Annotated in this window: 24 protein-coding genes and 1 tRNA gene; 16 read left to right on the top strand and 9 right to left on the bottom strand. The window is 42.1% G+C overall.

Features of this window, described 5'->3' with window-relative positions:
• Positions 1-2 precede the first annotated feature (2 nt).
• The 6 genes from B1s21160_RS06215 (at position 3) to dnaB (ending at position 4,641) form a co-directional block, all read left to right on the top strand.
• Complete coding sequence (locus B1s21160_RS06215; protein ID WP_095672847.1) at positions 3-1,166, top strand: glycosyltransferase family 87 protein; 1,164 nt, start codon at positions 3-5, stop codon at positions 1,164-1,166.
• Between the two features lie 96 nt (positions 1,167-1,262).
• Positions 1,263-1,547: a 30S ribosomal protein S6 gene (rpsF, locus tag B1s21160_RS06210; protein ID WP_029016793.1), complete on the top strand. Its 285-nt coding sequence runs from the start codon at positions 1,263-1,265 to the stop codon at positions 1,545-1,547.
• A 51-nt stretch (positions 1,548-1,598) separates the two neighbouring features.
• Positions 1,599-2,096, top strand: coding sequence for a single-stranded DNA-binding protein (locus tag B1s21160_RS06205; protein WP_095672846.1), 498 nt, complete (start codon positions 1,599-1,601; stop codon positions 2,094-2,096).
• A gap of 130 nt (positions 2,097-2,226) precedes the next feature.
• Entirely contained in the window at positions 2,227-2,448 is a 222-nt protein-coding gene (gene rpsR, locus B1s21160_RS06200) for a 30S ribosomal protein S18 (protein WP_223297994.1), read from the top strand.
• Positions 2,449-2,462: 14 nt separating this feature from the next.
• A complete protein-coding gene (gene rplI, locus B1s21160_RS06195; protein WP_095672844.1) occupies positions 2,463-2,912 on the top strand; it encodes a 50S ribosomal protein L9 in 450 nt (149 codons plus the stop codon).
• A 328-nt stretch (positions 2,913-3,240) separates the two neighbouring features.
• Positions 3,241-4,641, top strand: coding sequence for a replicative DNA helicase (gene dnaB, locus B1s21160_RS06190; protein WP_095672843.1), 1,401 nt, complete (start codon positions 3,241-3,243; stop codon positions 4,639-4,641).
• On the opposite strand, the gene B1s21160_RS06185 is transcribed toward dnaB, so the two are convergent.
• From B1s21160_RS06185 to B1s21160_RS06175, 3 genes are read right to left on the bottom strand one after another with little or no spacing between them, the layout of a single operon-like run.
• Positions 4,638-5,129 carry a beta-class carbonic anhydrase gene (locus tag B1s21160_RS06185; RefSeq protein ID WP_095672842.1) on the bottom strand — a complete coding sequence of 164 codons (492 nt, stop codon included), beginning with the start codon at positions 5,127-5,129 and terminating at the stop codon, positions 4,638-4,640. The genes dnaB and B1s21160_RS06185 overlap by 4 nt on opposite strands.
• Entirely contained in the window at positions 5,129-6,046 is a 918-nt protein-coding gene (locus B1s21160_RS06180) for a DMT family transporter (RefSeq protein ID WP_095672841.1), read from the bottom strand. Before B1s21160_RS06180 ends, B1s21160_RS06185 begins: the two co-directional genes overlap by 1 nt.
• A gap of 39 nt (positions 6,047-6,085) precedes the next feature.
• Entirely contained in the window at positions 6,086-7,912 is a 1,827-nt protein-coding gene (locus B1s21160_RS06175; RefSeq protein ID WP_095672840.1) for an acyl-CoA dehydrogenase, read from the bottom strand.
• A gap of 92 nt (positions 7,913-8,004) precedes the next feature.
• On the opposite strand from B1s21160_RS06175, the gene dcd reads away from it, so the two are divergent.
• Positions 8,005-8,583, top strand: coding sequence for a dCTP deaminase (gene dcd, locus B1s21160_RS06170; protein ID WP_095672839.1), 579 nt, complete (start codon positions 8,005-8,007; stop codon positions 8,581-8,583).
• On the opposite strand, the gene B1s21160_RS06165 is transcribed toward dcd, so the two are convergent.
• The 4 genes from B1s21160_RS06165 to B1s21160_RS06150 form a co-directional block, all read right to left on the bottom strand.
• A complete protein-coding gene (locus B1s21160_RS06165; RefSeq protein ID WP_095672838.1) occupies positions 8,584-10,050 on the bottom strand; it encodes a sensor histidine kinase in 1,467 nt (488 codons plus the stop codon).
• 17 nt (positions 10,051-10,067) lie between these two features.
• Complete coding sequence (locus B1s21160_RS06160) at positions 10,068-10,811, bottom strand: response regulator transcription factor (RefSeq protein WP_095672837.1); 744 nt, start codon at positions 10,809-10,811, stop codon at positions 10,068-10,070.
• Between the two features lie 65 nt (positions 10,812-10,876).
• A complete protein-coding gene (locus tag B1s21160_RS06155) occupies positions 10,877-12,943 on the bottom strand; it encodes a (Fe-S)-binding protein (protein WP_095672836.1) in 2,067 nt (688 codons plus the stop codon).
• Positions 12,944-13,031: 88 nt separating this feature from the next.
• Complete coding sequence (locus tag B1s21160_RS06150) at positions 13,032-13,301, bottom strand: cell division protein CrgA (RefSeq protein WP_095672835.1); 270 nt, start codon at positions 13,299-13,301, stop codon at positions 13,032-13,034.
• A gap of 27 nt (positions 13,302-13,328) precedes the next feature.
• Between B1s21160_RS06150 and B1s21160_RS06145 the strand changes: the two genes are divergently transcribed.
• The gene (locus B1s21160_RS06145; RefSeq protein WP_095672834.1) at positions 13,329-13,967 is read left to right on the top strand and encodes an aminodeoxychorismate/anthranilate synthase component II; all 639 of its coding nucleotides are present in this window, start codon (positions 13,329-13,331) and stop codon (positions 13,965-13,967) included.
• Here the strand turns inward: B1s21160_RS06145 and B1s21160_RS06140 are convergent.
• Together B1s21160_RS06140 and B1s21160_RS06135 are read right to left on the bottom strand one after the other, a co-directional pair.
• Positions 13,964-15,508 (bottom strand): protein kinase domain-containing protein, encoded by a 1,545-nt coding sequence (locus B1s21160_RS06140; protein ID WP_095672833.1) that lies wholly within the window; start codon positions 15,506-15,508, stop codon positions 13,964-13,966. The two genes, B1s21160_RS06145 and B1s21160_RS06140, sit on opposite strands and share 4 nt — an antisense overlap.
• Positions 15,501-16,277, bottom strand: coding sequence for a PP2C family protein-serine/threonine phosphatase (locus B1s21160_RS06135; protein ID WP_095672924.1), 777 nt, complete (start codon positions 16,275-16,277; stop codon positions 15,501-15,503). The genes B1s21160_RS06140 and B1s21160_RS06135 overlap by 8 nt, the downstream gene beginning before the upstream one ends.
• A gap of 51 nt (positions 16,278-16,328) precedes the next feature.
• On the opposite strand from B1s21160_RS06135, the gene B1s21160_RS06130 reads away from it, so the two are divergent.
• The 8 genes from B1s21160_RS06130 (at position 16,329) to B1s21160_RS06095 (ending at position 23,685) form a co-directional block, all read left to right on the top strand.
• Entirely contained in the window at positions 16,329-17,015 is a 687-nt protein-coding gene (locus B1s21160_RS06130) for a glycerophosphodiester phosphodiesterase (protein WP_095672832.1), read from the top strand.
• Between the two features lie 3 nt (positions 17,016-17,018).
• Positions 17,019-17,849, top strand: a complete 831-nt coding sequence (gene pheA, locus B1s21160_RS06125; protein ID WP_095672831.1) for a prephenate dehydratase — start codon at positions 17,019-17,021, stop codon at positions 17,847-17,849.
• 18 nt (positions 17,850-17,867) lie between these two features.
• A complete protein-coding gene (gene serS, locus B1s21160_RS06120; RefSeq protein WP_095672830.1) occupies positions 17,868-19,130 on the top strand; it encodes a serine--tRNA ligase in 1,263 nt (420 codons plus the stop codon).
• Positions 19,127-19,960: an HAD family hydrolase gene (locus B1s21160_RS06115; protein ID WP_095672829.1), complete on the top strand. Its 834-nt coding sequence runs from the start codon at positions 19,127-19,129 to the stop codon at positions 19,958-19,960. The genes serS and B1s21160_RS06115 overlap by 4 nt, the downstream gene beginning before the upstream one ends.
• A gap of 59 nt (positions 19,961-20,019) precedes the next feature.
• Positions 20,020-20,105, top strand: a tRNA-Ser gene (locus B1s21160_RS06110).
• Positions 20,106-20,188: 83 nt separating this feature from the next.
• The gene (locus B1s21160_RS06105) at positions 20,189-21,016 is read left to right on the top strand and encodes a succinate dehydrogenase subunit SdhC (RefSeq protein WP_095672828.1); all 828 of its coding nucleotides are present in this window, start codon (positions 20,189-20,191) and stop codon (positions 21,014-21,016) included.
• A 12-nt stretch (positions 21,017-21,028) separates the two neighbouring features.
• A complete protein-coding gene (locus tag B1s21160_RS06100) occupies positions 21,029-22,927 on the top strand; it encodes a fumarate reductase/succinate dehydrogenase flavoprotein subunit (protein WP_095672827.1) in 1,899 nt (632 codons plus the stop codon).
• Positions 22,924-23,685, top strand: a complete 762-nt coding sequence (locus tag B1s21160_RS06095; RefSeq protein ID WP_095672826.1) for a succinate dehydrogenase/fumarate reductase iron-sulfur subunit — start codon at positions 22,924-22,926, stop codon at positions 23,683-23,685. The genes B1s21160_RS06100 and B1s21160_RS06095 overlap by 4 nt, the downstream gene beginning before the upstream one ends.
• Position 23,686 lies beyond the last annotated feature (1 nt).

Here is a 23,686-nt window from a genome sequence, read left to right as displayed (position 1 = left end):
TTTTGCTTACCAAATCGGTAAGTAGATCCTTTGCTGCGGTAGTACTGCTTTGTGCGTTAATTTCATTTTTTAAATTCAACCACTGCCGTAGTAATGATTTCGCCTCGCCAGATAATTATGTTCATGCCTGCTACACCGATATTCCTGCGCTATTTTCAGAGCGAGGCTTAAACACCAACACCTTCCCTTACGCATCGCAAACAAACTCAATTGAGTACCCACCTGTAATTGGTATTGGCAACTGGCTCATCTCATTTTTAATTCCCACCGATAATTCATACAAAACATTTTTTGATATCAATGCAGTAATTATTGTTTTACTCTTTTTGATCACTGCATTTGTAGTCAGAAAAGTAAAACCTGAGTATCCATACCTATTTCCAGCAACCCCTGCAGTCATTGCTAGCTTGTTTATTAACTGGGATATCTGGGCGGTTGTTACTGCCTTGCTGGCAATATATTACTTTGATCAGAAAAAATATGAACAAAGTGCCATCGCACTTGGGGTATCAATTGCTACAAAATTCTTCCCCGTGGTATTACTTCTACCAATTACAATAATTTTTTATCGAAGGCAGCAAATAAAACAATTGGCTAAATACCTTTTCACCTGCACACTTTTTTGGTCTGCCATAAATCTTCCCATTGCTCTTCTCTACTTTGATGGTTGGTGGCGATTTTTCAAATTAAATCTTGAACGAGGTGAGGATTTTGGCTCTATTTGGTACGCGCTCTCATTACTAGATATTTCAATACCAAAGGTAAATCTAATCTATATAATTATTTCAGTAACTCTATTTGCCTTATTTGCAAAGTACTTGTGGCAATTAAATCAAACGCCAACCCTGGCACAGGTGGCCTTGTTTGTAGTTGTAATCTTTACAACATTTAGCAAGGTTTACTCACCTCAATATATTTTGTGGTTAACACCACTTGCAGTTATCGCCCTACAAAACTCTAGGCAGCTGATTACATTTTGGTTTTGGCAAACAACTGAGATTATTTATCATCTTGCAATTTGGCAGTACTTAGCACTTTATGCAGGAGCTGAATTTGGATTGCCTGCAGGTGGCTACGCCCTTGCCACCTTACTGCGGGTGGCAGGGGTTGGCATTTTTACCCTGCAATTACTGCGGGATTTAGCGGTTAAATCCACAGTCAAATAAGTTTAATTTCACCAATATGCCCACTTTGACTACCATTTGCCCTAACACCTGCTGCGGAAATTCCGTAGCCGCTTTAGTCCAGAGGTGGTTTTAAAGATGCGTCGCTATGAACTCATGGTCATTTTAGATCCTGATTTAGAAGAGAAGACAGTTGCCCCAAGCCTTGAAACTTATCTAAAGATAATTAAAGAAGGTGGCGGCAAGGTCAATAAGTTAGATATCTGGGGTAAAAGACGGATGTCCTTTGAAATAAATAAAAAGGGCGAAGGAATTTACGCAGTTATCGATATGCAATCTGAGCCAGCACCAGTTAAAGAGTTGGATCGTCAGCTCAATTTAAATGAGTCAGTGCTCCGTACTAAAGTTGTTCGCCCAGAGTAATCCCCAACAAATAACCAACAAGCATCTAAAGTAGAAAAGGGAGAAAAGTAAATGGCAGCAGGAGATACCAATCTGACAATGATTGGAAATTTAGTTAGTGATCCAGAGCTTCGCTTCACACCAAGTGGCGCGGCGGTGGCAAAATTCACCGTAGCATCCACGCCTCGTTATTTAGATAAAACTACTAACGAGTGGAAAGATGGCGACAGTCTCTTTTTACAATGCCAAATTTGGCGCCAAGCTGCAGAAAATGTTGCCGAGTCCCTAACCAAGGGAATGCGAGTAATTGTCTCTGGCAGATTAAAGCAACGCTCTTATGAAACCAAAGAGGGTGAAAAGCGAACTGTCTTTGAAGTTGAGGTAGATGAGGTCGGACCTTCACTTCGCAATGCCACCGCTAAGGTAACTAAGGTTGCTAGACAAACTGGCGGCGGTTACACCGCGCCAGCAGCCGCAGCCCCAACATCATCAACTGATGATCCATGGTCAGCAGCCCCAGTCGGTGGCGGTTGGTCTACGACACCAAGTGATGACGCACCACCTTTTTAAATCCAAAACAAACCATTCCTGTTTTAAATAACAGGGCCCTAACCTAAGGAGCACCACAGTGGGAGCAAGAAGTAATAAAACGCTTAGAGAAAAAGCTAAGCAATCAAAATCTGCAGCAGCTGCTGCAGCGATGAAGAAATTCAAAAAGAAGCCATGCTCTTTTTGCCGCGACAAGGTGAGTTATATTGATTACAAAGATATCGCTACCCTTCGCAAATACATCACCGATCGAGGCAAGATTCGCTCTCGACGTATTACCGGTGCTTGTACCCAACACCAACGAGCAGTAGCTGCTGCGGTTAAAAATAGCCGTGAGATGGCGCTTCTGCCTTACACCTCAACTGCTAGATAGGGAGATAATTCAAAATGAAATTAATCCTTACCCGTGAGGTGCCAGGCCTAGGTGGTGCTGGTGATGTAGTAACTGTTAAAGATGGTTACGGTAGAAACTTTTTACTTGCCAGAGGCTCTGCAATTATGTGGACCAAAGGTGGTGAGGGTCAGATTGATGGAATTAAACGCGCTCGCACAGCTCGTGAAATCCGCGACCTTGATCATGCTAAAGAGATTAAAACCAAACTTGAGAAGGCAAACATAATTGTTAAGGTCAAGGTTGGTGCAACTGGTTCTATGTTTGGATCGGTAACAGATAAGGCGATTGTGGCTGCGATCAGAGCTGCTACAACTGAAACTGTTGATCGCCATAAAATCAAGATGGACAAACATATTAAAAAAGTGGGTAAGTACACCGTGAAGATTGCTCTTGAATCTCAAGTTGTTGCTAACGTGCCAATTAATGTGGTGGCAGATAAATAATTAAGCCAGAAGTAAAGCCCTCCACTTACCTGGAGGGCTTTTTCTTTCTCTGACCAAATAATGAGATTTAAGAATAAATCTTTCTCCACAGTGACAAATCAGTATTTGCGCTCATATATTGAAAAGCAAATTACTTATCCACTAATAACCGGTACTTACCCACAACCTCATCCACGCTTTTTATCAACCTCTGCACAGGTATGCGCACAGCTGTAAACCGATCTGTACCTGCGGGGTAGGTGAGGGATTATCTTTGCCTACTAGGCGTAAAACAATTGATTTTTAATACTTATTTTAGATTGTCAGCGGCAGATGGGAGGCTTTGAGTATGAGCATTGCAGAGTTTGCCAGCAGTTCAAACCGTGTTAAAAGTGGCGCGGCTGAGTTTGAGCGCACCCCACCACAAGATGTAATTGCCGAGCAATCTGTTTTAGGTGGCATGTTGTTGTCAAAGGATGCAATTGGATCTGTAGTTGAGGTTTTAAGAGAGCGAGATTTCTATCGACCAGCACATGAATTAATTTATGATGCGATTGTAGATTTATACGGTAGAGGTGAACCAGCTGATCCAGTAACAGTTGCTGCGGAATTAAGTAAACGGGGTGATTTAGTAAGAGCTGGTGGCGCGCCATACCTACACACACTGATCTCATCAGTTCCAACTGCAGCTAACGCTGGGTACTACGCAAAAATAATTCGTGAGCGTGCCATCATGCGAAGGTTGGTTGAAGCCGGCACCAAGATTGTGCAACTTGGTTACACCGATGAGGGTGAAGCAGATGATGCGGTTGATCAAGCCCAAGCTGAAGTTTTTGCAGTTACTGAAAGAAGAGCATCTGAAGATTATGTTCAATTATCACAACTTATGCCACAAGCTTATGATGAGATTGAAAAAATTGCAGCTGGTGTTATGGGACAAGGTATTAAATCTGGATTTAAAGATTTAGATGCACTTACAAATGGTTTCCATCCTGGAAACATGATTGTGTTGGCGGCGCGTCCTGCAGTTGGTAAATCAACCCTGGGATTAGATATTGCTCGACACGCTTCAATTCACAACCGTGAAACCTCAGTTATTTTCTCACTTGAAATGAGTCGATCTGAAATCACTATGAGAATGCTGGCAGCAGAGGCCAGAGTGCCACTTAACAACATTCGCTCTGGCAAGTTGGGTGAAGAGGAGTGGGCAAAGATGGCTCGGCGGATGGGTGAGATCTCAGATGCACCTATGTTTATTGATGATTCTGCCAACCTTTCATTGATGGAGATCCGGGCAAAATCACGCAGACTTAAACAACGACATAATTTGAAGTTAATTATTATCGATTATCTGCAGCTTATGACCAGCGGCAAGCGGGTTGAAAACCGTCAACAAGAGGTCTCTGAGTTCTCTCGCCAATTAAAATTGTTAGCGAAAGAGTTAAATGTGCCAGTAGTTGCTATCTCTCAATTAAACCGATCCCCCGAGCAGCGATCAGATAAGAAGCCGATGCTCTCTGATCTGCGTGAATCAGGTTCGATTGAGCAGGATGCAGATGTGGTGATTTTGCTGCACCGCGAGGATTTGTATGACTCACAAAACAGATCAGGTGAGGCTGATCTAATTGTGGCAAAGCATAGGAATGGACCAACTAGAACAATTATCGTCTCTGCTCAATTACACCTTGCAAGATTTACTGATATGGCTGCTAACTTTGCGCCTAGTGAGAAGTTTATTAAAGATAATTAAATCTTTTTAAGCTCTCCAGTTTTAACATCATAAATCCCACCAATGACTTGAACACCTTTTGGCAACATCGGAAATTGTTCGATTCTTACCAAATCAGATTTTAGTGCCGCTACCTGATCAGTCACAGTTCTTATCTCAACACTTCTGGTATCAATCCCACTTTTTTCAAAAATTGTTTTATGTATTTCATCCTCTGTCCCACTTGCCATTCGACAATCAGTATGTGGCATTACCAAGATGCGATCAACATTAAGTAAGGTGGTAGCCAAGATTAAAGTTCTGAGCACATCCTCAGTCACCCTAGCTCCGGCATTTCTTAAGATCTTGGCATCTCCAGCCCTCATGCCAACTATCCGAAGTGGGTCAATTCGTGAGTCCATACAGGTAATAATTGCTAAACCTTTTTTAGCCTCACCAGTTAACTCTTGGGATTTAAACCCGTTAATAAACTCAGCATTTGCGGCAAATATGTCATCAAATGAGCTCATTAATTCTTAACCTGTGACCTTGCCTTGTCAGCTAGATAAATGCCAATTAACACCACTGCGCAGCCAATTAGTTGAATAGTAGTAAATGCTTCATTAAGTAACCACCACGCGATTACACCAGCAAATATTGGCTCAATCATGCCAATAACACTACTTGTGCTAGCTGATAATTCTTTAATTCCAGTAACAGTAAGCAGATAAGGAATTACAGTTCCAATCACAACTATCCAAAGAACTAAGGCCCAACCAGGCGCGCTATAACCAGAGAGATTGCCCTCTAGGGAGTAGGTATTAGTTAGATACTCAAACGGGAAATTCCACCAAGGAAGTATTAATGCCCAGAAAATTGCTGCTACACCAATACCCCAAGTCATTAACGAAAGTGGGGTTCTAGTTTGAGTGAGCCGGTCGGCAGTTAGAAAGTAATAAGCCAGCGCAAAGGCGTCGGCAAAAGCGACAGCTACACCAATTGGGTGAAGAGAAGTTTCACTCCATATTTGTGAGACTAGTACTAATCCAAAAAAGGCGCAGGCGATTCCCACCCACATAATGGGGGAGATATGTTTCTTTTTCACAAACCTTAAATACAAAGCAATCCAAATTGCTGCCGTAAATTCAATAATTAAAGCCACTGAAACGTATAAGTATTTAATTGCAAAAAAGTAAAAAGAAGTGACAGCGGAGACACCGATAATTCCAAAGAGAATTAAATCTTTTATCTCATCTCGGCGTGCGTAGAGCTGACGTTTTCCATTAATGAGTGCAATCGTAAGAAGTATTACCGCAGCTGCAGTGGATCTTATCTGCGTTAATCTGAAGGCATCCATATCGGCTTCACGCAATATTTTTGCAGCAACCCCACCTAGGGCAAATCCCATAGCAGCTGTAATTAATAGGAATTCCCCACGATGTTTCACAGAAAGCACCCTACATTAAAGATATTGCTTTACTTAAATTTAAAAGGCTGCCTCAGCAATACTCATAATCTCACCATTTTCAGATTCAACTACCGCACGCTCAACAGATATATGAGGTAGTACGGATCTAACAAAAAACTTGGCAGAGGCAATTTTGCCATTATAAAACTCGGTATCACGTCCTGCATTTGCAAGTTTGCTTTGCGCGATATCTGCTTGACGAAGAAGTAGCCAAGCGATAATCAAATCACCAGTTGCCATCAATAATCTGGAGGTGTTAAGTCCAACTTTGTAAATTTCCGTTGGATTCTCTTGCGATTCCATTGCCACACCAACCATGTGGCCAATCATCGCTTGTACATCTTCTAACGCCTTAAGGAGACTTTTTTTCTCATCAGCTAATTTGCCGCCAGTAGAAGCAAACTTGGCAATCTCTTTACCAATAATTGTGATTGATCTGCCACGGTCTCTAACAATTTTACGAAAGAAGAAATCTAATCCTTGAATTGCGGTGGTGCCTTCATACAATGTATCGATTTTGGCATCACGTACATACTGCTCAAGAGGCCAATCAGTAGTAAAGCCGGAGCCGCCAAAGGTTTGTAATGATTCTGTGCCAAGTAAAGTCCATGATTTTTCACTTCCGTACCCTTTAACAATCGGTAGTAATAGGTCATTAACCAAGTGCAAATCCTCAAGTTTTTCCTTATCTCCACCCTCTGCTTCAGCCAGTGCGAATGCATCTTGGATTGATGCGGTATACAAAACCAACGCCCGCATTCCTTCTGAGTATGACTTTTGTACCATCAATGATCTGCGCACATCAGGGTGCTTAATAATTTCAACTCTAGGGCTTTTCTTGTCTTTAGCAACTGTTAAATCCGGACCCTGCACACGAGTCTTTGCATATGAGAGTGCTTGTTGGTAGCCAGCGCTTAGCGTTGCAATCGCTTTGGTTCCCACCATCATTCGCGCATACTCAATTACCTTAAACATCTGGGCAATACCTTCATGTACCTCACCAAGTAAATATCCAACCGCAGGCTCTTTTTCACCCAAATTCATTTCACAGGTAGTGGAGACATTCAATCCCATTTTATGTTCCAGCTTTGTCACATAAACACCATTACGTTTGCCAAGTTTACCGGTATCGAAATCAAACATAAATTTTGGAATCATGTAAAGATCAAGTCCTTTTGTGCCAGCAACACCACCCTCTGGCCGTGCCAAAACAAAGTGAACAATATTTTCAGTTAAATCAGAGTCCCCTGAGGTAATAAATCTTTTTGTACCAGTGATATGCCAGGTGCCATCTGGTTGTTTAACAGCTTTTGATCTACCAGCACCAACATCACTACCAGCATCTGGCTCAGTTAGCATCATGGTGGCGCCCCACTGTTTATCTACCATTAATTTTGCAATTTTCTTTTGTTCGGGTGTGCCAAAAACATAAGCCACATGTGCAAAGGCGGTACCAGATGCGTAAATATGAATTGCTGGATTTGATCCTAAAACCATCTCCGCAATTGCCCACCTAATTGATGGTGGAACTGATGTGCCACCTAACTCAACTGGTGCATCTATTCGCCACCATTCATTGTCCATAAAGGTTTTATAAGATTTCTTAAATGATTCAGGAAGTTTTGCATCTCCAGTTGCTGGATCAAATTTAACTTTTATTTGATCACCATCTACGAAGGATGCAGCTAAATCATTTTCTGCCATCCGCTTGACCTCTTCTAACATCCCCATTGCAGTTTCGCGGTCTAAGTCTTTGTAAATCGATTTACCCAAAATGGAGTCGCGCTCTAGTAAATCAAAAAGGCAAAACTCAATATCCCGCAGGTTGGCGATGTAATGTCCCATGGGATAAGCATCCTACTGGTCGGTAACTTAATCAATACCCACCAGTAGGTTTCCGCTGTTAATTTGATAACTTCAAGATAGGGTCAGCGATTGTGCTGCTCAGCGATAAAGACATCAAAGCCCAAATCACCCAAGGCCGGGTAAAGGTTGAACCCTTCACCGAGGCGATGGTGCAGCCATCAAGTGTGGATGTGCGGTTAGATCGTTTTTTTAGAGTTTTTGAAAATCATAAGTACTCGGTAATTGATCCATCAATTGAGCAACCAGATTTAACCCGCGAGGTAGCGGTAGCAACTGATGAGCATTTTATTTTGCATCCAGGTGAGTTTGTATTAGCTAGTACATATGAGGTGATCACTTTGCCAGATGACATCGCCGGGCGTTTAGAAGGAAAATCTTCCCTTGGACGACTAGGACTTCTTACCCACTCCACCGCTGGATTTATTGATCCAGGTTTTTCTGGCCACATCACTTTAGAACTCTCTAATGTTGCGAACTTGCCGGTGAAATTATTTCCCGGAATGAAAATCGGTCAGCTTTGTTTAATTAAATTATCATCCCCAGCTGAGCATCCATACGGCTCGGCAATTTATGGCTCAAGATATCAAGGCCAACGTGGTCCAACGCCATCAAAATCCTGGCTTAACTTTCACAAAAGTAAAATCGAATAACTACTCTTGATTTAAGAAGTGTAATGTGAAGGTGCAACCCTCACCAATCTTTGAATCAACTGATACATAGCCACCATGTGCCTTCATTACCGCATCAACAATTGATAAGCCAAGACCGCTTCCTTCGCCAGCATTTCTGACCCGCGATGGATCTGCTCGGTAGAAACGTTCGAAAATCCGTTTTTGATCAGCTAGAGATAAACCAGGGCCGTTATCAACCACCTTCACATTTGTCTCATTAATAAGTTGATTAACGGTGACAGTTATTTTTGTCCCCGCAGGCGTATGTGTTCTAGCATTTGCTAGTAAATTTAAAATAACTTGATAAATTCTTTGGGAATCTCCTAAAACAAAAGTTTCATCCGTTGCCAAATTAACCTCAATCATATGATCTGGCCCTGCTACTTTGGCACTAATTACCGCCTCATTTATTACTGTATTTAAATCTACTGGCTCCATCTCAAGCTGCCTTGATTGATCAAGCCGGGCAAGAAGTAATAAATCTTCAACTAATGTGCTCATTCTGATTGATTCTTTTTCTATTCTATTAATTAACTCATTTACTTTTTCTTCACCTACTACCGCACCTTGCCGGTGTAACTCAGCAAATCCTCTAATTGCCGTTAGTGGTGTGCGCAATTCATGTGAAGCATCTGCCACAAATCTTCTTAATTTATTTTCACTCTCCACTCGGACCGCAAATGACTCTTCAATTCGGGCAAGCATGGTGTTAAGTGAGGTAGTTAATCGGCCAACCTCAGTATCTGGTTTTGCCGCTGGTAGTCGAGCGGATAGATCACCCCCAGCAATTGCCTCCGCGGTATCCTCCACCGCTTCAAGTGGCCTAAGCCCAATTGCCACAATCCACCGTGATGCGATTGCAATTATTAATAATGCGAGCAAGCCCAGTATTAAAAATAGGAACCTTAATCGGTTAAGTGTCTGATCAACCTCGGCAAGTGAGTTAGCAACAATCACACTTCCTAATCCAGTTGGTAGCAGCTGCGCTAGCGCCCTTACATCTGGGTTATCGCCTTCACCATCAATAGTAAATGGCAGGTAATTATATTTTTCAACCTCAGCAAGCTTTAAACCAGTAATGGCAAAGTTTTCACCCGCTAACTCACCACCGATTCGGCCAATTAAATTGCCATCTCTATCTAATATGGTTACCGAAATAGAGGTTGGTACACCACTTAATGGCGGCAAGATTTTAAATGGTGAGTCCTCCGGGGCACTTTCTGGTGGGGTAATGCCACTTGATTTTAAACGGGTCAGTGAGGCGTTTGAAATATTAACCAATCCCTTATCAACTTGGGATATTAGGTAGGTACGAAGTGCAGCATTTGCTGCAAAATCTGAGGCGACAATTGCCAGGCTGGCCATTACAACTGAGGCCAAGATAAGTCGGTTACGCAGGCTCCAGAGTGAAAGTGGAGTGCGCACCCGACTTAGCGGTGAATTCATTCCCTAATTGTGATCAATTACTTACTAACTGGCAACCGCAGGCGATATCCAACTCCACGAACTGTGTGAATTAAGGCAGGCTCGTATATATCTATTTTTTTGCGCAGATAGGAAACATAAGTTTCCACAATCCCCATATCTCCTCTGAAGTCATACTGCCAAACATGATCTAATATCTGTGATTTGCTCACCACACGGTCGGCATTAATCATTAAGTAGCGAAGAAGTAAAAACTCAGTTGGCGAAAGATCAATTAAATTACCAGCTCGTCTGACTTCATGAGTTGCCTCATCTAATTCAAGATCTGCAAATCTAATTTTCTCTTCATCACTTTCAATCTCAGTAACACCAGTTCTGCGAAGCAGGGCACGAAGACGAGCCACTAACTCCTCAAGTGAGAATGGCTTAGTAACATAATCATCACCACCAATTGTTAGGCCAGCGATCTTGTCTTCAACTGAATCTTTGGCGGTTAAAAACAACACACCAACCTTTTGTCCCTCACTTCTAATCTGTCGGCATACTTCAAAACCATTTTGATCAGGCAGCATCACATCTAGAATTAACGCATGTGGCTTAAATTGTTGCGCAATTTGCAGAGCTTGCGATCCAGTGGCGGCGGTTCTCACATCAAAGCCAACAAACTTTAAGCTGGTGGCAATTAACTCACTAATGGAGCTCTCATCATCTACAACGAGAATTCGTTGCACACTCTGATTTACCTCTTGGCTATTACTTACTCGTTCTTTGACAGTTGTCATTTAGTACCACCTCGGTAGGGATAATTATCTATCAACCTGAGGATTTTCTGAGATTTACTTGTGCGTTATCCTGAACTTTTCACGGAGCGCAACATCACTTGGGCCACATCTAGCACCTCAACTGAGCTCGATTTTGCCACCATGCCATCTGAGACCATTACTCGGCAGAATGGACAGCCAACCGCCACCTCCTCAGCTCCCGTAGCAATTGCTTCATCAACTCGATTTAAGTTGATGCGCTCGCCAATTTTTTCCTCCATCCACATCCGCCCGCCTCCTGCGCCACAACAAAATGATCGCTCCTTATTTCTAGGCATCTCAGTAACTTCAACACCAGCTGATTCCAACAACTCCCGAGGTGGTTCATATATTTGGTTGTGCCGGCCAAGATAACAAGGATCATGATAGGTAATCTTCTTAGCATCCTCTTTTGCAGGTGCTATTGGTTTTAACCTTCCCTCTTTTACTAATTGATTTAGCAGCTGTGTGTGGTGCACCATCTGTAATTCAAAACCTTGCTGTTTGTAATCACGACCAATAGTTGTGAAGCAGTGCGGGCAGGTGACTACAACTTTTTTCACTCCCCGAGTACCAAATGCCTCTTGCAAGGTTTCAATATTTTCTCTAGATAAAATCTGATATAAAAACTCATTACCACTTCTTCTAGCTGGGTCCCCGGTGCAGGTCTCACGCTTTCCCAATACACCAAACGAAACTCCTGACATATACAAAAGTTCAGCAACTGCTTTTGTGGTTTTCTTTGCTCGCTCTTCATACGCACCAGCACAACCAACCCAAAATAAGTACTCAATATCTTCTGGTATTACTGAATCAATTACGGTAATTGGAAAATCAACCTCTTTAATCCAAGCATCTCGATCTGTTCTATTGGCACCCCAGGGGTTTCCTGCCTTTTCTAGATTTCTAAAGGTATTTCCCAGCTCAGTTGGAAACTCAGATTCAACTAAAACTTGAAACCTTCGCATATTAACGATGTGATCAACATGTTCAATATCAACTGGGCACTCCTCAACACAAGCACCGCAGGTTGTGCAGGACCACAAAACATCTAATGAGATTGCATTTTCATGAGCATTACCAACAATCTTGGTGGCAGATGCTGCTTCAGTACCCACTTTGGCTAATGCGTGATCTCGCATCGCCATGATTAAAAGCTTGGGAGATAGCGGTTTATCAGTGTGCCAGGCAGGGCATTGTGATTGGCATCTGCCGCACTCGGTGCAGGTAGACATATCAAGAAGGCCTTTCCAAGATATATCAGCGGCGCTTCCAATACCAAATACATCATCCTCTTTTGGATCCTCAAAATTAATCTCTTTCCCATGGGAGAGCATTACCGGCAGGGGCCCAAGTGCATTCACTTTGCCAGGTGTTCGCTTAAAGTAGATATTAAAGAAAGCTAAAAACCTATGCCAAGCAATACCCATGTTGAGATTTAAGCCGACCACAATGAACCAAGCCATCGAAACCACTATCTTGGTAAATGCAATTACTTGAATTAAGTTTTCAACTTGAGTAGCAGAGTACTTACTAAATAATAAAACGGCAGGATATGAGATTGCATAATGCCAACTCCAATCTGACTTATTTAGTAGCGCACCCTCTAAGCCACGTAGTGCGATTACACAAAAAACTATCGCCACAATTGTTGCCTCTACATAATAAGCTTTCCAACTGCCAGAACCGTAAAATCTTGATGATCTACCTGGTTTAACAACTCTAGTTACTTGTCGGATTCCAATTAAGGTTACAATTCCAATACCAGTTAAGGCAGCAATTAGTTCAGCAAAAAATTCATATCCCACAAAGTGGCCAATAATTGGCAAGCTCCAGCTGGGATTTAGTAATTGACCGTAGGCTGTGATTAATGTGCCAAGCAGTGCAAAAAATCCCACCATTACAAACCAGTGAGCAATCCCGGTGGCGGTGAAGTTAAGCATCTTGGTGTGGGATAAAACCTCAACAAGCATATTTTTTAATCGTTTACCTTTTTGATCAAAACGTGAGGGATCACTTTGACCAGCTGAGATCTTTTTAAATAATTTAAATCCTTGAAAGCTAAATATGCCAATAGCAATTAAGGTCAGTAGGTAGGCGATAAAGGCGAGCACGGCTTAAGGGTAGGCGAGTGACTCAGTCTTAAGGGTTAAAAGTTATCCACAACACTTATCCACCGTGTGGAGAATTACAGTGTTGTAATTAGTACCAGCGGGTGGCGAGTGAAAAGCCGATACCCACAAAGCCAAAACCAACCAACATATTCCAAGCTCCAATGCCTGGAATCGGGTAGTTAGTGCCAGAGATATAGAAAATTACGATCCAAATAAGTCCCAAGATGAAGTTGGCGACCATTACTGGGGCAAGCCAGCTTGGGCTCTCTAACTTCTCATCCTCAGCCGCAAACTGCTCAACGGCTGGGGCAACCTTCTTTTGCTTGCGGACCTTATCGCGCACTTTTGACTTCGGCATGGCAGCAGATTACTACACAATTAGCCTATGAGCACCACCTCTCGCAAAATCCTAGTTATTGATAACTACGACTCATTTGTTTTTAACCTAGTTCAGTATCTACAACAATTAGGAGCCCAATGCACTGTGGTGCGAAATGATGAGATCAAAGTGAGTGAGGCAGATAAATATGATGGGGTGTTAATCTCCCCCGGTCCTGGCACACCGCAAGGTGCTGGCATAAGTGTTGAACTTGTTAAGTACTGCGCCGAAAAAAAGATTCCACTGCTTGGTGTTTGTCTTGGCCATCAAGCAATAGGTGTTGCATATGGCGCAACTGTTTCCAGGGCGCCAGAGCTATTACATGGCAAAACTTCTGTTGTTACCCATAAAAATATATCAGTATTAGAAAATATTCCATCCCCATTTACCGCAACTCGCTACCACTCACTTGCGATTGAGAAAGACACCTTGCCTAGTGAGATTGAAATAACCGGTGCTACAGAGTCTGGCGTAGTAATGGCGCTGCAACATAAAACATTACCAATTTGTGGTGTGCAGTTTCATCCCGAATCAGTTTTAACTGAACATGGTTATCAAATGATTGGTAATTGGTTAGAAATCTGTGGCGATAAGGGCGCTCGCGCTAGATCTGAAGGATTATCTCCGGTAGTAATAAAAGCTTAATTTTTATTGATAGTAATTGTCACAATACTGCCAATTGTTTTTGTAGCACCACCCTCTGGTGCTTGAGCAAGAATTTCACCTATTGGCTTATTTGGGTCGTATGCAGAAATCTCCCTAATTAGAAACCCTGCCTGGGTTAATACAGTTTTAGCGCCAATCTCATTTAATCCAACTAAGGATGGTACCTGCACATTTCCACTTGCAATCTCTAGGGTCACACCACTTCCGGCTGTAATAGTGGTGCCGGGGGTTGGGTTAATACTGATTACAACTCCAGGTGCTTGATCTGAATCAACCGCAATAGTTTGGGCGATAAGCAAACCTGCTGAGGTTAATTTATATCTTGCCTCCTCCAGTGAAAGGCCAATTAATCCAACAGGAACAGTGGTATTTCCTGGTCCATCTGAAATAGTTAATGTGACACTACTGCCAGCAACCGCATCGGCGGTGGCAAGTGGTAGTTGAGATGCAACTCGATCAATTGGGATTTTTGCGTTAGGTGCTCGCTCAACATTGATATTAAAGTTTTTTAGTAAGGCTCTTGCCTCATCTTCAGTTAAGCCGACCACATTTGCAACCTTAACCGTCACACCATCTGGTGAAGTAGAAATATAGGTGAATGTAATTATGGCTAAAACTGAAAGCAGCAGAGCAGCTCTGGTAATTAATTTGCGACGAGGAAATATCTTTTTAATTTTGGTAGTAACTGGCTCACCTTTTATTACATGCTCTAAATCTGCCAACATTGCTTTTGCATCCTGGTATCTGTGAGTGGGATCTTTTGCCAATACAACCTCAAGCATCCGATCAATATTTGGGTCAATCCCTGGCTTAATTTGTGAGGCGGGGATAATTGGTGATGAAACATGTTGATAAGCAACTGAAACTGGAGTGTCACCAGTAAATGGTGGTGTGCCTGTTAGTAATTCATACATCACACAACCTAGTGAATAAAGATCACTCCTGCCATCAGCTACCTCACCCGTTGCCTGCTCGGGTGAGAGGTATTGCGCAGTACCAACCACATTCCAAGTACTTGTCATCGTCGCACCAATATCACCAGTTGCTCTTGCAATACCAAAATCCATTACCTTGATATCACCAGAGTCAGTAATCATAATATTTCCAGGCTTTACATCTCGGTGCACAATTGACTTACTATGTGAGTAATCAAGTGCTTGTAATATTCCTTTAATAATTTCTAGAGTGCGCTGTGGTGAAATTTGTTCATCTAAAATCATTTGTCTAAGGGTTACACCACTTACCAACTCCATCACAATGTAAGGAGAATTATTTTCTTCCCCAGAGTCATAAACCGCCACAATTCCAGGATGATTTAAACCTCCAGCAGCTAACGCCTCTTTTTTAAATCTAGCAACAAAGGCTGGATCCTTTGCTAAGTCACGGCGTAATACTTTTATTGCAACATCTCGATCTAATCTGGTGTCTTTGCCGAGATAAACATCGGCCATACCGCCGGTGCCGATCATTTCACCAACTGTGTATCTACCGTTGGATAATTTACTGATTCCACTATTCATTAGCCGCACCTAATTTTTTAATAAAATTATCTTGTTTACCCTCAACTATTTCACTCCAGATAATTGTGATGTTATCTGGTGCACCCTTTGATAAAACCTCAGCAATCAAAGCTGCAGCAACCTTGTTATCCTCATTTGCCTCAATGATCTTACTTATCTCATAATTTGATAACACATTTGTTAAGCCATCACTGCACAGCAGAAATTTATCTCCCTTTTTTATCTCATAACTTACTAATACAGGATCAAGACCTGAGTCCCCCATTAATGCTTGGGTGAGTAAGGAGCGTTGCGGATGATCAAATACCTCATCTGGTGTAAGCCTTCCCTGATCTAATAACTCTTGCATCACGGTGTGGTCATAACTTAATTGTTCAAGTTTTTTGTCTCGATAGCGATAACAACGTGAATCGCCAATATGGAGTAATTCAATGTTTTTATCCAAAATACTCAGCGCAGTTAAGGTGGTGCCCATGCCAGATAGATCTGGTTGCAACTTACTTTTTTCTAATATTTGTCGATCAATATCGTAGGTGATATTTAGAAATAAATCTTCACGGGAGAATATTTCAAGTTCTAGATCAGAGATAATTGGCAGTATTTGTTCTAAGGCATTTATCGCAATTGCAGATGCCACCTCACCACCGGCATGACCACCCATGCCATCTGCTACCGCAATTAAATTACTGCAAACAATGGCTGAATCTTCATTGCCGCCTCTAACTAAACCAAGATCTGTCTGTGCAAAGGAGTTAAACTGCCATTTCATAGAGCCAATCTCACCACAGATTTGATTTGATAATGAAAGGGCGCCCGACAAATGTTGATCTACGCCCACCGCGGTGCCAGCGGTGAATTTCCCGAAGGTACACAAGCTGCCTATTTAGCAGCTATTTCGCAAGGAACTGATGGTTTTGAATGTGATGTGCGGCTGACAAAAGATCATCAAATAATTTGTTATCACGATAGTAATACCAACAGGCTTTCGACTCACTCACTTGAAATTGCAAAAACCACCTATCAAGAGCTAAAGCTGGCTGTAAACCCATATCGGTTGGATCAATTATTAGATTTGGCCATAAGCAACAAAAAAGATCTAGTAATTGAATCAAAGCATCCAGTGCCAAGTGCAGGAGCAATTGAAAAACGAGTTCATAAGCTGTTGACGGAAAACGTTAAAAAAATACAGGAGAGCAAAATCAAGGTATTTCTAATCTCTTTTTCATACCTTGCTACCTTAAGAAATAAGCAGGGCGGCTTTAGTAGTGGATATTTGATTCAGCACAAAATTTTTTCACACTTAAATCCCACATCAATTATTGTGGTGAATATAAAAATTATCCGAAATGAGCCATCTTTTGTGGCGAATCAAATCAAGAAGGGTAAAAAGGTAATGGTTTTTACAGTGAATGAGCCAAATGATCTAAAACTTTGTCAACAACTTGGAGTTTATGCGGTGATGACGGATTACCCAGCACGAGCACGAGGATCACTCGGCTACTCTTAACCCATGTCAATTAAGTACGCCTATCTTGGCCCAGCTGCAACATTTACCGAGGCGGCGTTAATAAAGATTTCAGAAAAAAGTGATCAGTTAATTGCTTATGCAAATGTCACTGCAGCACTAAATTCAGTAAGAAATGGTGAGTGCCAAAAAGCTTTAGTGCCAATTGAAAACTCAGTTGAGGGTGTAGTAGCAAGGACCTTAGATGAGTTGGCAATTGGAGAGCCATTAGTAATAACAGCTGAGACAACATTGCCAGTTACCTTCTCACTGATGAGTCTTGATAAAACTAATCCAAATGAGATCAAATCTATTGCCACTCACCCACACGCTGAAGCACAATGCCGAAGCTATATTGCAAAAAACTTTCCATATGCTCAGTTGATTGAAACATCATCTACTGCAGCGGCAGCAAAGGGTTTAAGTAAAGGTGATTACGACGCCGCAATTGCCGCTCCTATTGCTGCAAAAAACTATGGATTAAAAGTTTTAGCCGAAAATATTGGCGATAACCAAGGTGCGGTAACAAGATTTGTCGTGGTGGAAAAACCAGGTCAAACACCAGCAGCAACAGGAAAGGATCGAACATCACTTGCTGTCTTTATTGATATTGATCATGCCGGAGCCTTGCTTGAGATATTAAATGAGTTTGCAAAACACCAAATCAATTTGACCTTTATCCAAAGCAGACCAACCGGTATTGAACTTGGTCACTACCACTTCATAATTGATGTCGAAGGCCATATTGATGAGTCCGGGGTATCTGCTGCCTTAGTCGGGCTTAAGCAAATTTGTGATGATATTCGTTTTCTAGGTTCCTATCCCCAAGCAAAGTAATCGGTAGGCTACTTTCATATGATCGATTTAAAAGCACTTCGGGAGAATCCAGAGGCATTTAAAGCCTCGCAAAAAGCGCGCGGTGAAGATGTTGGCATAGTTGATAAATTACTAAAAGCAGATGATGTGCGTCGGGAAGCAATTGCAGAGTTTGAAAAATTGCGAGCTGAACAAAACACATTATCTAAATCAGTGGGCGCAGCAAGTGGCGGTGAAAAGGAAAAGCTTTTAGAGATTGCTAAAAAGCTAGCGACATCGGTAAAGGCGGCGGATGCAAAGCGAGCGGATGCTGAAGTTGATGCAAATAAAGCCGGCCTGCTAATAGCAAATTTAATTGATCCAGCAGCGCCAATTGGCGGTGAGGCAGATTTTAAAGTTTTGGAAACTGTTGGAAAGCCTCGCGATTTCAAGGCGGAGGGGTTTGAGCCGAGGGATCATGTTGAGATCGGTAAAGTAATAAAAGCAATTGATATTGAACGTGGTGCAAAGGTTTCAGGTGCTCGCTCCTATTATTTAACTGGTCCAGGCGCCCTACTTGAGCTGGCGTTAGTAAATTATGCAATCTCATTAGCGGTTAAATCTGGCTTTACACCAATAATTCCACCAGTTCTAGTAAAACCTGAGGCAATGGAAGGAACTGGATTTTTAGGACAAGCCGCCGAAAATGTTTATCATTTAAAAGAGGATGAGTTATATCTTGTAGGCACATCTGAGGTGGCACTAGCAGCATTTCATATGGATGAGATTTTAGATCAACTACCGATTAGATACGCTGGCTACTCACCATGTTTTAGAAGAGAAGCGGGCAGTTATGGAAAAGATACTCGCGGCATTATTCGCGTTCACCAATTTGAGAAGGTTGAGATGTTCACATTTTGTAAACCAGAGGATGCACAAGATGAGCATAAGAAATTACTTGCCTGGGAGAAAGAGTTCTTTAATTCACTTGAAATCCCATATCGTGTCATTGATGTGGCAAGTGGTGATTTAGGAGCAAGTGCAGCACGCAAATTTGATATTGAGGCTTGGATTCCAACCCAAGGTGAGTATCGTGAAGTAACCAGCACCTCAAACTGCACCCAGTTTCAAGCCAGGCGATTAAACATTAGATATAAAGATGAAAAAGGAACCAAACCAGTAGCTACATTAAACGGCACATTGGTGGCAGTGCCTCGAACAATAGTGGCGATATTAGAGAACCATCAACAAAAAGACGGCTCCGTAAAGGTGCCAAAGGCATTGATTCCGTTTCTTGGAATGGATACTTTGGTTCCAGCGTGAGTGTTTTAAAAACTATTACCGGCAGGCGTCCTAAATTAATTGGCACAGATCTAGATGGCACAATTGTTGCTAATTATGGATTTATATCGGAGCGTACAAAAATAGCTTTTACGGCAGCAAATGCCGCTGGGATTCATATCTACTTTGTCACTGGGCGCCCAATTAGGTGGATGGCCGAGATTAAAGAGAACTTTAATTTTGGCCTTGGAATCTGTGGCAATGGCGCAATGCTTTATGATTTTTTAAATGAAAAGATTTTAGAGCAGTGGCTTTTTTCAGTTGAAGCACAACTTGAAACAGTTAAGCGATTACGTACAGTGATACCGCCAGTAACATTTGCGGTTGAGGTTAATCAACAGTTTCATCGTGAAAAGAAATATGTACCAAGGTGGGATATTGGCGCAGATAATGTTGGTGTAGACCAGATTGAAGAGGTGATTACCGCTCCTGCGTTAAAAATATTAGCAAGGTGTCAAAATAGTGAGTTCTCATCCGATGAGATGTTGGTATTAGCAAATAAAGAGTTAACTGGAATTGCAACGGTCACCCATTCAAACTCAACTGATTCATTACTTGAGATATCAGCAGATGGTGTTAGCAAAGGTGCAACGCTTGCCAAGGTTGCTTCCCGCCATGGTTTAACAGCTGATGATTGCGTGACATTTGGTGATAATCCAAATGATTTTTCCATGCTCACTTGGTCAAGTAGATCTTGGGCGATGGCTGATGGACATCCAGATTTAATGAAGTATGCGAAATTTCAAACTGATCCACATCAAGAAGATGGTGTGGCAAAAGTGGTTGAAAGGTTGCTAGAACTTCCCGAGTAACTTTCAATAAATATTGCTTAATTTTGGGTGCTATCACTATTGCAGGTAAGTTTGCCCATGGAGGGCTCGCATAGTGGCCGAGTGCACCGGTCTTGAAAACCGGCAAGGGAAACCTTCGTGGGTTCAAATCCCACGCCCTCCGCCAGAGTTGCTCTTTGTGTGTGATTTCATATTACTCATGCGCTCATTTAAGTGGCATAAGTGATTTTGTGAGAGCAGAATTAAGGCATGGCATTGCTAGATTCCAAAGTTCAAAAGACTGGCGTATTTTCCGCAGGTCGTGCCCTACTTACCGATAAAACTTTAAGAACAGATCGCTGGTGGCTACAGCCATTAATGACATTTTCAGTTTTAATTTTATTTGTTATTTATGCAACCTTTCGGGCATTTGAAAATAAAAATTACTTTGCTGAGCCCTTAATTTCACCTTTTTACTCACCATGCTTATCAACAGTTTGTGTTGAAGGGGCATCACACTTTGGAACCCCAATTGGCTCCATTACATTATTTGGTCTTTTAATCTCACCCTCATTATTCATTTTAATATTCCCACTTGGTTTTAGAATGACCTGTTACTACTATCGCAAGGCCTACTACCGATCTTTTTGGATGTCACCGCCAGCTTGCGCAGTAGCTGAGCCACATAAAAAATACACAGGTGAAACAAGAGCGCCGTTGATATTACAAAATGGCCATCGTTGGTTTTTCTACGCTGGATTAGTTCTAAATGTAATTTTGACCTATGACGCAGTAATTGCATTTAAAAATGAAGAAGGTCAATGGGGGCACATGAGTGTTGGCACATTAGTCCTACTTGCAAATGCCACCCTGCTTTGGCTTTACTCTGCTTCCTGTCACACCTGCCGGCACACATTAGGTGGCAGGCTGAAAAACTTTTCTAAACATCCGATTCGATATAAAGCGTGGACAACTGTTTCTAAGTTAAATCATTACCATCCTAATTTTGCTTGGGTATCACTATTTGGTGTTGCCTTAACCGATGTTTATGTCCGTCAGGTCGCAAGTGGGGCCATTACTAATTTCTACTTCTTCTAAGGGATGACAAATATGAGTGAGAAAATTCCAATGGAGCGTCACAATTATGATGTAGTAGTAATTGGCGCAGGAGGTGCAGGTCTTCGTGCTGCGGTTGAAGCACGCGAGGCTGGACTTCGAGTAGCAATCATCTGTAAATCTTTATTTGGCAAAGCCCACACTGTTATGGCAGAGGGTGGAATTGCTGCCTCAATGGGAAATGTGAATGATAAAGATGGTTGGCAGGTACATTTTAGAGACACCATGCGGGGTGGAAAGTTTTTAAACCATTATCGAATGGCAGAGCTACATGCAAAAGAAGCACCTGATCGGGTTTGGGAGCTAGAGCTTTGGGGTGCACTCTTTGATCGAACTGGTGAAGGAAAGATCTCACAACGTAACTTTGGTGGACATGAGTACCCACGTCTTGCTCACGTGGGTGATCGAACAGGTCTTGAATTAATTAGGACAATGCAACAAAAAATAGTCTCTATGCAACAACAGGACAAAAAAGATCATGGGGATGCTGAAAGTTATCTAAAGGTATTTGCTGAGGTCACAATTACTGAAGTATTAAAAGAGAATGGCAAGGTTTCTGGTGTTTATGGCTACAGACGAGAGAATGGCAATGAGCTGTTGTTTGAGTCCCCTGCAGTAATTCTTGCAACTGGTGGGGTTGGCAAAACATTTAAGATCACCTCAAACTCCTGGGAGGGCACAGGAGATGGTCACGCACTGGCATTAAAAGCTGGTGGAAATTTAGTTGATATGGAGTTTTTACAATTTCATCCAACTGGCATGGTTTGGCCACCATCAGTTCGTGGAATTTTGGTAACAGAATCTGTCCGTGGTGAGGGTGGTGTTTTAACCAACACAAAGGGTGAGCGATTTATGTTCAAATACATTCCAGAGGTATTTAAAGATAAGTACGCAGATAATGAGGCAGAGGCAGATCGTTGGTATTTAGATCAAGACAACAACCGCAGGCCACCTGAGTTATTACCACGTGATGAGGTTGCAAGAGCTATTAATACTGAGGTCAAATCAGGTCGTGGTTCACCACATGGTGGTGTCTTCTTAGATGTATCAAAGCGAATACCAGCTGATGTAATTAAAAAGCGATTGCCATCGATGTGGCATCAATTTTATGAATTAGCAGGGGTTGATATTACAAAGGAGCCAATGGAGGTTGGTCCTACTTGTCATTATGTAATGGGCGGAGTTGAGGTTGATCCTGATACAGCTGCTGCTGTTGGCGTGCCAGGACTTTATGCAGCAGGTGAGGTTGCAGGTGGGATGCATGGTTCAAATCGTTTGGGTGGTAATTCACTCTCTGATCTTTTAGTTTTTGGCAGGCGTGCTGGTGTTGGCGCTGCTGAGTATGTGAAGAGCGCTCAACCTGTGAAGGTAAGTGAAAAGAGTATTAAAGATGCAGCTGAAAAAATCGCTGCACCATTTAAACGAACAGGTGGTGAGAACCCATATACCCTTCACCAAGAGCTACAAGAGATCACCCATAACCTAGTTGGAATTATTAGAACAAGAAGTGAGTTACAGGACGCGATTGAAAAGATTGCAGCAATAAGAAAACGTATTGAAAACGTTGCAGTAAGTGGTGATCGTCTATTTAATCCAGGTTTTCACCTCTCCTTTGATCTCGACAACATGTTATTGGTGGCAGAAAGCACTGCAAAATCAGCAATTGTTAGGCAGGAATCTCGTGGTGGTCACACCAGAGACGACTTCCCAGTTATGGACCCAAATTGGAGATCACAAAATAATATTGCAGCCTTTAATGGCAAAGAGGTAGTTGTTAAACAACAAAAACTTCCCAAAATGCCAAATGAGTTATTTGATCTCTTTGATATCCATGAGTTAGAGAAGTATTTAAGCAAGGATGAACTACCTAATAACGCGGGGGTTAGATCATGAGTAAAAAAATAAAACTTAGAATCTGGCGCGGGGATGCAAAAGATGGTGCGTTAAAAGATGTTGAGGTTGAAGCAAATGAGGGTGAAGTAGTTCTGGATGTAATTCACCGGGTACAGGCAACCCAGATGGGCGACTTAGCGGTTCGTTGGAATTGCAAAGCTGGTAAGTGTGGTTCATGTTCTATGGAGATAAATGGCAAGCCACGTCTTGCCTGTATGAGCCAAGTATCAAGTTTTGCAGAGGGTGAAACCATCACTGTTACACCACTACGCGCATTTCCAGTAATTAAAGATTTAGTAACTGATGTTTCATTTAATTATAAGAAGGCGATGGAGGTTGAATCCTTCACTCCACCTGTTGGTTTAAAGGCAGGTGAGGTCCGAATGGCCCAAGTTGATGTTGAAAGGTCACAGGAGTTTAGAAAATGTATTGAGTGCTTCCTATGCCAAGACACCTGCCATGTAATAAGAGATCATGAAGAGAATAAGAAGTCATTTGCTGGCCCAAGATTTTTTATCAGGCTAGCTGAGCTTGATATGCACCCACTTGATATCTTGAAAAATCGTAAGCAAAAGGCGCAAGCAGAGCATGGTCTTGGGATGTGTAACATCACTAAATGTTGTACAGAGGTTTGCCCAGAGCATATAAAGATTACCGATAACGCAATTATCCCAATGAAGGAGCGGGTAGTTGATGTTAAGTATGACCCAGTTAGATGGCTTGGATCAAAAATTCGCAAACGTGAGGGTATTCTTTAGT

Origin of the sequence: Candidatus Nanopelagicus hibericus (assembly GCF_002288005.1) — a bacterium.
GTDB lineage: Bacteria > Actinomycetota > Actinomycetes > Nanopelagicales > Nanopelagicaceae > Nanopelagicus > Nanopelagicus hibericus.
Note: the sequence above shows the minus strand (reverse complement) of the source record. Positions and strands in the feature narration are given on the sequence as shown.

Excerpts from the sequence above, each read along its gene's own strand:
- rpsF (WP_029016793.1), top strand. The coding sequence starts at position 1,263 with ATGCGTCGCTATGAACTCATGGTCATTTTAGATCCTGATTTAGAAGAG.
- B1s21160_RS06205 (WP_095672846.1), top strand. The coding sequence starts at position 1,599 with ATGGCAGCAGGAGATACCAATCTGACAATGATTGGAAATTTAGTTAGT.
- rpsR (WP_223297994.1), top strand. The coding sequence starts at position 2,227 with ATGAAGAAATTCAAAAAGAAGCCATGCTCTTTTTGCCGCGACAAGGTG.
- rplI (WP_095672844.1), top strand. The coding sequence starts at position 2,463 with ATGAAATTAATCCTTACCCGTGAGGTGCCAGGCCTAGGTGGTGCTGGT.
- dnaB (WP_095672843.1), top strand. The coding sequence starts at position 3,241 with ATGAGCATTGCAGAGTTTGCCAGCAGTTCAAACCGTGTTAAAAGTGGC.
- B1s21160_RS06185 (WP_095672842.1), bottom strand. The coding sequence starts at position 5,129 with ATGAGCTCATTTGATGACATATTTGCCGCAAATGCTGAGTTTATTAAC.
- B1s21160_RS06175 (WP_095672840.1), bottom strand. The coding sequence starts at position 7,912 with ATGGGACATTACATCGCCAACCTGCGGGATATTGAGTTTTGCCTTTTT.
- B1s21160_RS06165 (WP_095672838.1), bottom strand. The coding sequence starts at position 10,050 with ATGAATTCACCGCTAAGTCGGGTGCGCACTCCACTTTCACTCTGGAGC.
- B1s21160_RS06160 (WP_095672837.1), bottom strand. The coding sequence starts at position 10,811 with ATGACAACTGTCAAAGAACGAGTAAGTAATAGCCAAGAGGTAAATCAG.
- B1s21160_RS06150 (WP_095672835.1), bottom strand. The coding sequence starts at position 13,301 with ATGCCGAAGTCAAAAGTGCGCGATAAGGTCCGCAAGCAAAAGAAGGTT.
- B1s21160_RS06145 (WP_095672834.1), top strand. The coding sequence starts at position 13,329 with ATGAGCACCACCTCTCGCAAAATCCTAGTTATTGATAACTACGACTCA.
- B1s21160_RS06140 (WP_095672833.1), bottom strand. The coding sequence starts at position 15,508 with ATGAATAGTGGAATCAGTAAATTATCCAACGGTAGATACACAGTTGGT.
- B1s21160_RS06135 (WP_095672924.1), bottom strand. The coding sequence starts at position 16,277 with ATGAAATGGCAGTTTAACTCCTTTGCACAGACAGATCTTGGTTTAGTT.
- B1s21160_RS06130 (WP_095672832.1), top strand. The coding sequence starts at position 16,329 with ATGTTGATCTACGCCCACCGCGGTGCCAGCGGTGAATTTCCCGAAGGT.
- pheA (WP_095672831.1), top strand. The coding sequence starts at position 17,019 with ATGTCAATTAAGTACGCCTATCTTGGCCCAGCTGCAACATTTACCGAG.
- serS (WP_095672830.1), top strand. The coding sequence starts at position 17,868 with ATGATCGATTTAAAAGCACTTCGGGAGAATCCAGAGGCATTTAAAGCC.
- B1s21160_RS06105 (WP_095672828.1), top strand. The coding sequence starts at position 20,189 with ATGGCATTGCTAGATTCCAAAGTTCAAAAGACTGGCGTATTTTCCGCA.
- B1s21160_RS06100 (WP_095672827.1), top strand. The coding sequence starts at position 21,029 with ATGAGTGAGAAAATTCCAATGGAGCGTCACAATTATGATGTAGTAGTA.
- B1s21160_RS06095 (WP_095672826.1), top strand. The coding sequence starts at position 22,924 with ATGAGTAAAAAAATAAAACTTAGAATCTGGCGCGGGGATGCAAAAGAT.